Genomic DNA, 13,354 nt, shown 5'->3' with positions numbered 1-13,354 from the left:
GTGAAATTATGCGGTAGTGAACAAATTATGCGGTTTTGAAAGTATTAATTTATATTTAAAACTTTCATGCGATAATAAAGTGTACTCCGGGGAATATTTAATTCACGGGCAACTTTAGCTTTGTTGAAAGAATGTTTCTTTAGGGAATCAAGAATGGTTTTTCGTTCAAGCTCATCAATTTTACTTTCTGAATTACTTTTATTACTGAAATTATCATCCTGTGAATGCTGTCTGTGTAGCTGTTCATGTAACTGTTGTTGATCTTGACTGCCAAATTTTGGCCCTGGATGTAGATAAGAGGGGAGCGCTTTGATACTGATTTTGCCTTGTGTTGAAAAGATCACAAGTCTTTCTATTACATTTTTTAATTCCCTTACATTACCGGGCCAGTGATATTCCTCTAGAGTATCCATAACAGCTTGTTCGATTTCTGTAATCTCAATTCCGTGAACCTGGGAAAAATGATCTATAAATCTTTTAGTTAGGGGCATAATGTCTTCGGTTTTTTCTCTTAGCGGTGGAAGTTCTAAATTCGCTACATTGATTCGATAATATAAGTCTTCTCTAAACTGATTATTCTGAACCAGTTCTTCTAGGTTTTGGTTAGTAGCTGCTATAATTCTGACATCGACACTGACAGGTTCTATCCCTCCTACTCTGTAAAAGGAACCTTCTTGTAGTGCTCTTAGTAATTTTGCTTGCATATTAAGAGGGAGATCACCTATTTCATCGAGAAATAAAGTCCCTCCATCCGCTATTTCAAAAGCCCCTGGTTTACCTTCTTTTTTTGCCCCTGTGAAAGCCCCCGAACAATATCCGAAGAACTCACTTTCAGCTAAATTTTCAGGGATAGCACCGCAGTTAATAGTGATCAATGGAGCGTCTTTTCTATCACTGTGTTGATGAATGGCATTTGCCAGTAATTCTTTTCCTGTTCCGCTTTCACCATTTATGAGGACTGTGGCTTTAGTTGGTGCTACCTGTTTTGCCAGTTCAATTACATGTTCCATTTTTGGACTAACAGAAAAAATGTTACCAAAAGTATAATGCTCTTGAGAAATTTTACTGACTGTATTTTCCAGATAGTTTAGTTTACTATTGGCTCGGCTTAGTTGTTCTTGGAGTTCCGTTATGTGAGTAACATTCTTGATTGTGACTAATTTATTTTCTTCGGACTCATTACATGGAAAAGGTGCTACATTAACTGAATAAACTTTGTTATTCAGATGGTATACGAAATCTCCTCCACTTCCGGATTGGATTTTTTGTAATAATTCCCTTGGAATCTCGGGCTGAGTAGATTGAGCGGACTGAGTTGCTAGAATACCGGCTAGTGCATTATTTTGATAAAGGACTTCTCCATCACTCGAGAGAATAAATACACCTTCATTGAGATTATTTAAAACCATTTGCAGGTAATCCACCACATGCCACAGTCTATTTGAAAATGCGTCACAGATAGATTTGACAGTTATCAAGCCAAGGCATTCCTCATTTTCATTTAAAACAGGAGCTCTTTTAATACCGTGAAATCGCATGTTGTCCCGAACTCCAGTTAAATCTTCGTGGTCTTTAAAGCGGATGACATTACGTGTCATGATATATTTTACTTCAGTATCCCATTTTATTCCTGTTGCTAAGTTTTTTACTAAATCGTTTTTTGTAATCACACCGACTATAGCTTGATTTTCCATCACCAGTACTTCTTCTTTTTTCTTTAGCAGCATAATTTCATTTAACTCTTTGACTGTGGCACTAGGTGAAACAATAGAAATATCTTTAATGACTGCATCCCCTGCTGTTAAAACTGTCAGATTGGAAAAGTCCATAAATATACACCCCTCTATAAGTGGTGAATCGGATCAATTTAATGTTAATGCTCATTAATGTTGATGCTCGTTTTCAGCGTAACTGTAAATAGATTCATAATTATTATTCGATAAATTTTAATCAATACCTGTTTTGGTTTAGAAAATTAACCATGGATTTCTTCTCCAAAAAAAGCTAAAGAGCTTTCAAAAATTGTTTCTGACACGGTGGGGTGAGCAAAAACTGTGTTTGTTAACTGTTCTACTGTTAATTGATTAGTTACTGCTATTGCAATTTGATGGATGAGTTCAGTAGCACCTACTCCAACCAGGCTACCCCCTAAAATTACGTTATCTGTAGAATTCACAACTAATTTGCTAAATCCGGACAGCTTCTGCGTCGTTAAAACTTTACCATTGGAAGAAAAGGGGAATTCAGCTGTTTTAACCTGATATCCCATATCTTTGGCCTCTTTTTGAGTCAATCCTACTTGGGCAGCTTCAGGATCAGTGAACACAGCCGATGGTATATTATCGTAGTTTATCTGTTTTTCTATTCCGAGAATATTATCAACGGCAACAATGGCTTCATGAGAAGCTTCATGGGCCAGGAGATAACCTCCAATCACATCACCTATGGCATATACATTGTCTAGACTTGTTTTTAGGTGTTTGTCCACCTGAATAGCACCTTGTTTTGTTGTGTCCAGTCCAAGCTCGGTTGCATTTAAAGCTTTAGTATTGAAATCTCTTCCTATGGCCACAAGGATTTGGTTACCAAAAACTTTTAATTGTTCTTCATTTTTAGTTAAGGTGATCATTAGACCGCCATTTTCAACTTGAGAAATTTCTTTTGCAAAAGCTCCTGTAATAATATTGATGCCTTGTTCTTCGGCACTGATTTTAATTTCTTCACCAATTTGTTTATCCATATAAGGCAGGATATGGTCCATTGCTTCTACTACAGTCACATCAACACCGAATTTATTTAAAATAAATGATAGTTCCATACCGATAACGCCGCCACCGATAATTACCATTTTTGATGGCAATTCCTTTAAATTGAGTAATTCTGTACTGGTTAAAACATTTTCGTGTTCTATTCCTTCAATTGGAGGGAGCTTAGGTTTTGACCCTGTTGCTAAAATGATATTTTTAGCTGTTATATTTACTATCTTATTGTCAGCTTCAACTGTCACTTCAGTAGATGATTTGAGTTGTCCTTCACCAGAAATGACTGAAACCTGGTTGTTGGCTAACAGATTTGCAACTCCATCTTTTAGAGTAGTAACTACATTATCTTTATAAGAAACTGCTTTTGAAAAATCTCCTATTACCGCATCAGTAGTAATTCCAAAGTTTTCGGCAGAATTTATTTGACTTAAGAGATTAGCGGATTGGATAAGGGCTTTTGTTGGTATACAACCTCTATTTAAGCAGGTTCCTCCTAAATTGTCTTTTTCCACGAGAGCTACAGATAAACCTGCTTTGGCAGCTCTGATAGCTGCTGTATATCCTCCGGGTCCCCCTCCTAAGATACATAAATCAACTTCTTTACTTTCTTTTTCGGGTTCTTTTTTGCCAAGTAAGCTACCAAAGTAGTTAAATTGAGATTCATCTGAACCACTAGTCTTGGATGTATCTTTATCTTTGGGTGAACTTTTAGGCTTATCTTTTGACACTGTTTCAGTTGTTTCTAATTTACAAACGGCTTGATTGAGTTTTGCTTTTTCCCCTTCAGAAACCATTATCTCTTTTACTGTTCCATTAACTTCAGCTTCAACTCGCACATTGGTTTTATCCGATGTCACTTCTAGAAGCGGATCTCCAGATTTGACCTCTTCCCCTTCTTGTATGAACCATTGATATACCGTGACTTGGTTACTTTTTTGATTCAATTTTGGAATTTTAACTAAAAAATCCATAAATCTACCTCCTGTATAATATAATAGTTCTGTTAAGTTATATGATATTTGAATCAGTCTCCGTCCCGGAGTTAAGATAGTTTTAGACAGAAATCAAAACCCTCCGGGAGAAAGGAGACTGATCCATGACTAAAGTTGTATGCCCTAGATGCAATAATAACTGCTCTGACAAGTTTTATAGGTTTGGTTTTGATAATCATGGTCATCAAAAGTATCAATGTCAAGAATGTTTTAGTCAGTTTGCACCTAAGACACTTTCTAAAGGCGGGGATAAAAGAGGTCCTAATAAACCTCGTAAATATCCCTCTTGCCCTAAATGCGGTAAAGCTACATTTTTACATCACGACTATGAATTTTATTCTAATTTGAGGTGTTGGGACAAAAGCTGTAATCATTCTTTCTATGTCCCTAAACCTCAAAGTATTCCTGAACCTTCGCAACTTGATATTGACGGCAAAGTAGACTTCTCTAACATGAGACATTCTCTTCATACTGTTATTCGAGCTCTTTACCTGTACTTTATCAATGGTAGCTCTACTAGAGGTGTCTCACAGTTCCTTATTGATTGTGAAGGAATTAAAGTATCTCATGTTACTATTGCTGACTGGACTAAAAAGTTTGCTCCTCTGTTTCTTTATATCTCTAGATATCTAAAGCCAATAGATCTTGACTCTTCTGATGAGTGGCATGTCGACGAAACTGTAATTAAAATTAAAGGCAAAAGATTCTACGCCTGGACTGTTATTGATGCTGAAACTAGATTTGTGCTTGCATTTCATCTATCTCCTTACAGAGATAGCCAGGCTGCTTTTAAAGTGCTGAACTATGCTAAGAAACATTTTGGACAGCCTCATAGTATCGTTACAGATAGATACTGGGCTTACAATGCTCCAATTAAAGTTCTGTTTCCAAACTCTAATCACATCAGAGTCGAGTCTTTTCAAGATGATATCTCTAATAACTTAATTGAATCTTTTTTTCAGATTTTCAAAAGCTGGGTTAAGCAACGCAGAGGATTTGCTTCTTTCCAGTCAGCCAACAAGTTGATTGCGGTATTTGTGTTTGCTTTTAACTTTGTTAGGACAAGCAATGTTTTGAATCAGTCTACTCCTGCTCAAGTTGCTGGGATTAATTACTCTAATCGTAATAGGACTTTTTGGCTTTTACATAGTAATAATGCCGCTTGACTGCCAAATCTTTTGAAATCTTGCGAGCAAATGAGCTTATTTTTCATAACAACTTAACAGACTCAATATAATGTATCTAGAAGTCTTATTATCTAACCTTGTTTAAATTCATGAAAACGAACGGAATGAATTAGCAAAAGTACTGGGTAGCACGATGGCTACCCAGTGTTGATTAGCTTTGAAATTCAGGTAAAAATGCTTCTACTGATTTCTTGACCAAAGTGACGGAGTAAGCCATGGATGGTCCACCACCGAAAGCAACAGAAACCATAGCTGATTCATAAATCTCTTCCTTTGTGGCTCCAGCTTCAAGGGCTTTATAAACGTGGAAAGCGATGCAGTATTCACAGCGGTTATAAGCACCGATGGCCACACTGATTAATTCCTTTGTCTTGTTTGATAAAGCTTCATCTTTGTAGGAAGCTCCTAATAGGTTCATAAATGCCTGAGTTTGTTCAGGTGCCTCATCTTCAAAACTTTGAAGACCTTCCATAAATTCGTTTAATAATTGTTTCGGATCGTTCATTATAACCCCTCCTTAGTGAAATTAGTATCAAGATTTGATAAAAAAACATCATTATTAAATAGTTGCAAAATTCGTGCCAATCCTGGTAAAAGGCAGAAATCCCTTTATGATGGGAAGGACCGCAGGAGGGGACATAAATATGTGTCGAATATTAGACGGTTAGCTGACGGTTTGGTTTGACACGTGTCAAAATTCAGGTCATTCTTTATAGCGCCCAAACATTCAGAAAATTCTATTGACAAAAAACTAATACCATCGTAGTATAAAGTCAAATCTTTATTATGGAAAAAAATAGCTGGGGGGAATAATATGAGAAAATTTTCATTTTATGTAATTATAACTATTATTTTTATACCTGTACTAATTGTTTCTAACTCATCTGTAGCTAAAGGAGAGGAAGGAACTAATTACCACGATAACATGGAGTATCATTTAGACTTTTTAATAGATGAAGAATTGGCAGGAAGAAAAGTGGGTACTGAGGGAAATGAAACAACCGTAAAGTACTTGGAAGATAAGTTTAAGGAATATGGTCTTAAATCACCAGAAGACCTGGGATATCCCAGGTTTGAAGGCTATCAACATGAAATTAATACACCCCTAGTTCGATGGGGTGGTGAACCTACTTTTGAAATCGAACTAGAAGATGAAACAAAGGAACTAGATTACAGGACAGATTATCGGCCGCGGAAGGACGATTATAGTGCAGGTGGAAATTATCAGGGAGAATTTAAGCATCTTGAAGAATATCAACAGATGTTTGAGATACGGGACGATTTAGAAGGAAGTGCGGTGTTGGTTGATTATTATGGTTCTGATTTTGAAGAACGGGGTTATGATGAATATGAAATGGATAAGTGGTTGGTACATCAAGGGGCAGAAGTTGTGATATACCCTGAAGAGGAGGATATGATATCTGAACGCAATTTAGAAATTGGGGAGAAAAAAACTTTTATTCATTCGCGCGGTATTATAAAAATTGGAGTTACTCCAAAACTGTTTCAAGAACTGGTGGAAGGTCAAGATGAAAGTTTCTTAAATGTTGAGATCCCCTTAGAAATTGATGAAGAGGCTGCAGCTTCTAATGTTATGGGAGTAATGCCTGGCAAAGATGAATTATTGGATGGTTACATTATGTTAGCAGTTTCCCTTGATGGTTATGGTCGAGATGGAGAAGGTAATTATGATCCAGCAGTTTCCGAAAGTGTTATACCTCAAGCGATTATGCTAGAAACTATCAGAGAATTAACAGAGTCAGATTTTAAGCCAGATAAAACTGTAGTTTTTGCAGCATTTAATGCAGAACAATTAGGTAATATGGGATCCCGGGAATACTTGGATGATTCACCTTTTCCCGGGGAACTAAAAGAAGTCATTTATCTAGAAAATATATTTTACGGTGAAAATAGTGAAAAACAGTTGCATGTAAATACTTTTGAAAGCCCCAGGGCCGAGAGAATGCCATCAGCTCGATTGATGAGAAAAATGGCTGATGTTGGGGATGACTTTAATATTGATGTTGAAAAGGACCATCAGACTATGGTGGGTTCTCATCATGTCTTCAGACATAGTGGGATGATTGCAGTATCCCTATCAGGCGAACTAAGTGACCCCAATCTGGAAACTGATAAAGATGGTTTGGAAATAAGACACGGTGATTTGGAATTAGAGCATGACGAACTAAATACATTGGTAGAGTACAATAAAGCTGCCCTTGAGACTATAACTGAACAGGATGTTTTAAAGGAAATCCGGGGAGGCGCGTCAATTGCCTTAATCCCCCTGGCCGGCCTAGCAATTGCTGTTCCTGTAACTAGGGGTAAAAATGCTAAAAAATCAGTATTAATAACTTTAGCAGTAGTAACTGTATTTATCTTTGCTACGGCTCTTCACTCCATGCATTATCAGCTCGATAATACATGGCAGCTGCCAGAGGAGATAAGCCTTGATCCTTTTATACTGCTTAACGGGTTGGCCTTGGCTATACCTTCGGTAATGGCAATGTTTTTCTGGACCTGGCTTTATTATATTCCCAGTGTAATAGCCGCAGCAATTTCTAATTGGTATATTACCAGATTTCAAATAATTATAACTTCAGCTGTACTGTACTTCTGTAATGTTCATTTACTGATTAACAATTATTCACACTACTATAATGCTTTATATCCCAATTTTCTTCAGTTTAGTTATGTAGAATACGTGCTACCTTTAATAGTACTAGGAATATCCTTATTGATATTTACATTGATTAAAAAAGTAACTGATTTGGATGGATTGCCCTTATTGATGTTATTGATTTTGATTAATTATGTTTTACTAATTTATTTAATCGCGCCTCACTTTATGTCACAGGAAGTTATAGAGCTCAGGCGTAACAATCAAACTATCACTTATTAATAATGTTGTTGATACTGTAAGATTTTTAGTTATCAAGATTCTACTTTAATACAGCCTTGTAAAAAAACTATGATTAATTCTAATACCAGCAGGATTTCCCAAGATGTTACAGAATTTAATTATAATAGCTTTATTTTGGAGTGTGATTAATATGAATTACTATAAAAAGTTAATTGGCACGAAAGTCTATCTTTCACCTGTTAATCCCGAGGATTATGAAAAATATACCGAGTGGGTAAATGATCTGGAAATATCAATTAATTTATCCTTTGCTTATAAGATTTTTTCAGAACAACAAGAAAAAGAAATGCTTCAGCAGATGAGTAAAGATGGTTATCAGTTTGCCGTAGTTAAAAAAGATGCTGAGGAATTAATTGGCAATTGTGGATTGCACAATGTTGATTTGATAAATAGATCAGCTGAGCTGGGAATTTTTATTGGTGATAAAAATTGTTGGGATGGTGGTTATGGAGTAGATGCCGTCAATTTATTGCTCGACTACGCTTTTAATCTCCTTAATTTAAACAGTGTTTACTTGAGGGTTCATTCATTTAATGATAGAGCAATTCAATGTTATAAAAAGTGTGGCTTTAAAGAAATCGGTAGAAGAAGAGAGGCCTACATCATCGGAGGTAATAAGTATGATGATGTTTACATGGATATATTAGCCAGTGAATTTGAGTACGATAGCCAAATAATAAAATACATTTAGAATTAAGTATAATTGTATTAAGTATAACTGTAAAAGGAGTGGTACTATTGAAGAAACTAGCTTTAATCTTTGCTTTACTAGTATTTGTTCTAGGTATAGTGGTGGCTGGCTGTGGTAATCAGGAAATAGACGAAGAACCGACTAAAGAAAATGAAATGAAAGAAGAGGAAGAGAAACAGGAAGCAGAAGCTAAAGATGACGAGAATGAAGAACAAGATTCAAAGGACGAAGATAAAGAAGATAAAGCTAAAGAAGATGAAAATGATGATGAAACGACTTCTCCAGAAGACGTTTCTGATAAAGATCTGGCAGACTATCTGGGAAAAGATAAATTCATTGAGTTGTTTAATAAAAAACATCACGAAATTATTGACCTTTTTGGGGAGTATGACAGTGGCGGCGGCTTTGCCGGCGGCTACTTCATGAGATATGAAGATATTGAAGTTGATAATCCAGAAGGGATTTTTCAAATTGAGGAAAATTTAGTTATATGGACTAGAAGACCTGAAGATGATGCTCGAGTTACTATGGTCTCGGTAGATTCTTTCGGAGATATAAAAGCTGGAGAAACAACATATGAAGATATTGATAATATGACAGATCAAGATATTCATATTGCAGACGGAGGGGAGATTGCCCCCCATACAGTTTACTACTATGCAGGAGATTTTTTAGTTGATTTCACCAGTGAGAGTAAAACAGCTCCTATTAATTCTGTATATATTTCCATAAATGACGAAATTAGGGACCATATGAGTCAGGATAAGTTTTTAGAAGGGGATGACTTAAAAGAGGCCTGGTAATCCCTGTATAAGGCTAGGAAAAATATAGTTAAGATCTAGTAGGACTATAGTAATATACCTTTATAGAAGTAAAAATGGAGCCACAACCAGTAAGGCTCCATTTTTTAATAAGCTGTTATTTCCTTTGTAGATAACTGTAAAACTCTTTTTCATACGATAAACAGCAGCAGAAAGCTCACTGTTTTCGCTGTGGGAGTATGTCCAATCAACTTAATTATTCTTTTCGGCAAACATCCACCAATTCTCCACCAGTTACAGTTAAAAGGTCATTTATTGTTATCGGGACAGCAGTATCGGCTGAGCCAGCTGCGGCATAAACCTTTTCAAACCTTCCCATGCTTTTGTCAATTAAGATTCTGATAGGCTGTTTCAAAGCAAAGGGACATAAACCACCAGGATAAAATCCAGTGATTTCCAAGCACTCTTCAGGTTTAGCCATTTTAGGTTTGGCTCCTATAACCTTTTTTAATGAACTGGTATGTACCTTAACGTCTCCACTGGTGACAATTAATACTGGCTCATCATCAGCTTTAAATAAAATTGATTTAGCAATCTGTCCTACTGCTACTCCAAGTTTATCTGCTGCCATTTGAGCTGTTTTGGTTGAGCCTTCTTCAAATTCAATGACTTGTAGATCCAAGTCTAATGAGTTGATGTATTCCTTAACTCTATCCTTTGCTTGTAACATCTCGAGTCACTCCTTGTAAAATATTTAAAAGTTATATTATTCACATATTTGTTTTGATTTTAACATAAAACAATAACTATCGAAATAACGATGAGTACAATATTGGTAATAACTATAACAATGAAGGTGGTGACCATGGCAATTTATAATGAATTTGCATAAACATAAAAGGATGAAAAATGAAAAATAAGATGCAATGCTAACTATATCTTGTGGAGGTGGAACCGTGAGGAAATCTAAAAATAAAATTAGGTATACTATGATTGGAATACATTATGCTTTTTTAATATGCATTTTGATTGCGGCTACTGGATGCATGAATAATGATGAAAGCATTAATCAAGACGTGGAAAACTCCCATTTGGAATTATTAACCCACGAAAAAGTTGAAGATAGTATAAAAGATAAAGGATTAGCACTGCAAGAAGTGGAACTAGATTCTCCACTAACAGAGGAAGTAATGTGGGAAGGTTCAGCTGTTAGGATGAAATCTTATAAAGTTGGAGAACATCAAAATCATTTATTTGTTTACGAGTTTGAAAGTGTTGCTGATCGCATGGAATCATTCCCCATGGACTACCATGTTACACCGTCACAATTAGACGAGTTTGCCCATTTATTTGATGAAGATTATAAACTAGCAAGTGCTAAAAATGTTTTTATTCTCTATGATCCAGTTGAACTTGATAATATTGAAATAAAAAGTGAATTAGAACAATTGCGAGATGCAGTATTTTACGGAATGCATGATATACAAGAAGAAATTTTTCGTGGACACGGTGATAACTGGGAAGTGGAAGTACAATTTGAATTCTATGAGTATGAGTGGACTAATAACAAAGAAGATGATGAGTTAGAATTTTATGGTTATTATGAATTTGATCTCCAATATTTAAATGATAATGTAGAAGATCTTTCTTATATAAGATGCAAATATTTTTATAATAAACATGGTGATGGAAGCGGTACAACCTCACAAAGTAGTCAAGAGACTCTACTGGATGAAAATGGTAGATATTCCTTTGATAATCATATGGACTATCCTTTGAAAAAGGATGAGGTGATTGAGTTTGTAATCAGATGGGAAGATCAAGAAGAGGAGTTGGAGTTAGAGCCCTACTAGTTAAAGTAATTCTACTAATCGATGAAAACATAGCGATCATATATATAAGTTACCAGTAAATGCCAGGTTAAATAAATTAAATAAGGTATAAAGATTCGTTCGTATACCCAAAGAAAAACATTTAATTCAACTAGAATATTAGCAACAAAGGTACTATGTAGAGCAGCAATAAATGGCGCTACAAATCTATACAAGCGTTCTTTAGGAAGAAAATAGAGATAAATTATAAAATAGAAAGTCCATGCCATAGGATGAAAGATAGAAATATTGTAAAAACCAAATGGACCAAAGTTTTGATAACCAGCCTGAAGGTTTAAGAAATAAAATCCCAATAGGATCAGAAAATCTATTACATAACCGAATAGAACAGCCCAGATAAATAAATCTCGAATAGATTTTTTTGGTATGGCTAAAATTACGATTAATGCCAAGATGGTGGTAAAAATCATGGAATAATGATAGGGCTCTAACTCTAAATTCATTTAATCACTCCAGAAGATAAAATAAATACTTTAATACAATAATTACTCACCACATAAAGTAACCTTTAATTTGAGTACTTATTCAGTGTTTAGTTTGATCGGTAAAATTATTTTATGCTGGGTGAGGAGAGGTGAAACAATGCCCTGGAGAGGATTCCCAAATTGGGATCTATTAGAACAAACAAAAAGAGCTGCCAGAAGGGGCGGAGTATATTGTAGTAACTGTGAGCAGATTGTTGAATTGCGTGATGGAAGGTGCACTATATGTAATTCTGAGATAAGCCAAAAAAGTCAGGCAAAGAACAAAGTGATAGCGATAATTTTAAATGTGGTATTTGGTATCTTTGGATGGCTATATACTTTTAAGATAGATGGGTGGAAAATACTTGTAAATATGGCAATTATATTTTTTATCGATCCAAGATGGTTGTTTGTAGGCTGGGTTTGGGCAATTTGTGAGGCTATCCTTAGAAAGCCTGAATTTTATAAACACCATTTTTTTGTAACAGATCAAGGTCCATTACGGCTTATGATTAATTTTGCGACAATGCTAACTTTAGGGGTATTTTTTATTTTTATTTTGGTTGTAATGGGACAGTATTTGTTGTATTTGATTTTTTATTAACTGTGTAACTGTGATGCTCTCTAAAGAAGCTTCAAAATTGATTGTTTAAAAGGGGGGTTATAATGCCTGCTAATCTTCCACCACAATATTATGAGGCTGAAGAAGCGTATCGTAAAGCTACAACTCCTGAAGACAAAATGGAAGCATTGAAAACTATGTTAAAGGAAATTCCCAAACATAAGGGTACGGAAAAACTTCAAGCTGATATTAAAAGAAGGATGGCTCGCCTCCGAGAAGAAGAGGACAAGAAAAAGAAATCTTATAAAAGTACGTACAACCCTTTTCATATTGAAAAGCAGGGAGCCGGACAGATAGTTTTAGTTGGTTATCCTAATACGGGGAAATCCTCTTTAGTAGCAACATTGACACGTGCTAAAGCCAAGGTGGCAGATTACCCCTACTCTACAGCTTTACCTCTTCCGGGAATGATGCCTTATCGGGACACATGGGTACAATTAGTCGACACACCTCCGGTGATGGAAGATAGTATTGCTTCGGAATTAATCGGTACTATCAGAAATGCCGATGCTTTACTTATTATGATTGATGCTGGTTCTGATGATTGTTTGGATCAACTGGAAGGTTGTTTAAACTTACTACAGGATAAAGGTGTGATTGACCTGTCGGAAGATGGGGAAATTGTCGCTCCTATACCTTATATGGTGGTGGCTATGAAAATGGATTTGCCGGGGGCAAAGGAAAATATGGATCTAATAAAGGAGTTCAATCCTGAACTGACAATTTGGGAGGCAGCTACAGATGGTACAGGTCTAGATCAATTAAGAGAAGAGTTATTTGAAATTTTAGAAGTTATTCGAGTATATGGTAAACCTGCTGGAAAACCCGTAGACACCGAACGTCCATTTATTTTAAGAAAGGGAAGTACAGTTTTGGACTTTGCCGAAACTGTCCATAGGGACTTTCCCGATAAACTGCAAAGTGCTTTGGTATGGGGGTCAGCACGTTTTGATGGACAGGCGGTACCCCAGGATCATGTCTTAGAAGACGGGGATATAGTGGAATTACAAATCAGGTGAATTGATATATATATCAATTATATAGTGGCAGAAAATTAAAT

The 13,354-nt window shown here is 35.8% G+C and carries 12 protein-coding genes; 7 read left to right on the top strand and 5 right to left on the bottom strand.

Annotated elements, in window-relative coordinates; genetic code table 11:
- Positions 1–44: 44 nt before the first annotated feature.
- Positions 45–1,829 carry a sigma-54-dependent Fis family transcriptional regulator gene (locus tag NTHER_RS11080; RefSeq protein WP_012448600.1) on the bottom strand — a complete coding sequence of 595 codons (1,785 nt, stop codon included), beginning with the start codon at positions 1,827–1,829 and terminating at the stop codon, positions 45–47.
- Between the two features lie 146 nt (positions 1,830–1,975).
- Positions 1,976–3,733: a dihydrolipoyl dehydrogenase gene (gene lpdA, locus NTHER_RS11075; protein ID WP_012448599.1), complete on the bottom strand. Its 1,758-nt coding sequence runs from the start codon at positions 3,731–3,733 to the stop codon at positions 1,976–1,978.
- A 125-nt stretch (positions 3,734–3,858) separates the two neighbouring features.
- Between lpdA and NTHER_RS11070 the strand changes: the two genes are divergently transcribed.
- Positions 3,859–4,920: an IS6 family transposase gene (locus NTHER_RS11070; RefSeq protein ID WP_012446527.1), complete on the top strand. Its 1,062-nt coding sequence runs from the start codon at positions 3,859–3,861 to the stop codon at positions 4,918–4,920.
- Positions 4,921–5,092: 172 nt separating this feature from the next.
- Here the strand turns inward: NTHER_RS11070 and NTHER_RS11065 are convergent, their stop codons facing one another.
- Positions 5,093–5,449, bottom strand: a complete 357-nt coding sequence (locus NTHER_RS11065) for a carboxymuconolactone decarboxylase family protein (RefSeq protein ID WP_193336911.1) — start codon at positions 5,447–5,449, stop codon at positions 5,093–5,095.
- Positions 5,450–5,755: 306 nt separating this feature from the next.
- Here NTHER_RS11065 and NTHER_RS11060 point away from each other — a divergent pair, with 306 nt between their 5' ends.
- From NTHER_RS11060 to NTHER_RS11050, 3 genes are all read left to right on the top strand, one after another.
- Entirely contained in the window at positions 5,756–7,843 is a 2,088-nt protein-coding gene (locus NTHER_RS11060) for a M28 family metallopeptidase (RefSeq protein WP_012448597.1), read from the top strand.
- Between the two features lie 151 nt (positions 7,844–7,994).
- A complete protein-coding gene (locus NTHER_RS11055) occupies positions 7,995–8,555 on the top strand; it encodes a GNAT family N-acetyltransferase (protein ID WP_041367794.1) in 561 nt (186 codons plus the stop codon).
- Positions 8,556–8,602: 47 nt separating this feature from the next.
- Entirely contained in the window at positions 8,603–9,358 is a 756-nt protein-coding gene (locus NTHER_RS11050) for a ubiquinone biosynthesis protein COQ9 (protein ID WP_012448595.1), read from the top strand.
- 214 nt (positions 9,359–9,572) lie between these two features.
- Here the strand turns inward: NTHER_RS11050 and NTHER_RS11045 are convergent, their stop codons facing one another.
- On the bottom strand, positions 9,573–10,046 hold the full coding sequence (locus NTHER_RS11045; protein ID WP_012448594.1) for a YbaK/EbsC family protein: 474 nt from the start codon (positions 10,044–10,046) through the stop codon (positions 9,573–9,575).
- Between the two features lie 226 nt (positions 10,047–10,272).
- On the opposite strand from NTHER_RS11045, the gene NTHER_RS11040 reads away from it, so the two are divergent.
- The gene (locus NTHER_RS11040; RefSeq protein ID WP_012448593.1) at positions 10,273–11,169 is read left to right on the top strand and encodes a hypothetical protein; all 897 of its coding nucleotides are present in this window, start codon (positions 10,273–10,275) and stop codon (positions 11,167–11,169) included.
- Positions 11,170–11,183: 14 nt separating this feature from the next.
- Here the strand turns inward: NTHER_RS11040 and NTHER_RS11035 are convergent, their stop codons facing one another.
- Complete coding sequence (locus NTHER_RS11035) at positions 11,184–11,651, bottom strand: hypothetical protein (RefSeq protein ID WP_012448592.1); 468 nt, start codon at positions 11,649–11,651, stop codon at positions 11,184–11,186.
- A 94-nt stretch (positions 11,652–11,745) separates the two neighbouring features.
- Here NTHER_RS11035 and NTHER_RS11030 point away from each other — a divergent pair, with 94 nt between their 5' ends.
- Together NTHER_RS11030 and NTHER_RS11025 are read left to right on the top strand one after the other, a co-directional pair.
- Positions 11,746–12,276: a hypothetical protein gene (locus tag NTHER_RS11030; protein WP_158438260.1), complete on the top strand. Its 531-nt coding sequence runs from the start codon at positions 11,746–11,748 to the stop codon at positions 12,274–12,276.
- Positions 12,277–12,338: 62 nt separating this feature from the next.
- Positions 12,339–13,313 (top strand): GTPase, encoded by a 975-nt coding sequence (locus NTHER_RS11025; RefSeq protein ID WP_012448590.1) that lies wholly within the window; start codon positions 12,339–12,341, stop codon positions 13,311–13,313.
- The last annotated feature ends 41 nt before the right edge of the window (positions 13,314–13,354 follow it).

It is taken from the genome of Natranaerobius thermophilus JW/NM-WN-LF, assembly GCF_000020005.1.
Lineage (GTDB): Bacteria > Bacillota > Natranaerobiia > Natranaerobiales > Natranaerobiaceae > Natranaerobius > Natranaerobius thermophilus.
The sequence above is the reverse complement of the archived record's forward strand: the minus strand, read 5'-3'. Positions and strand labels throughout refer to the sequence as shown.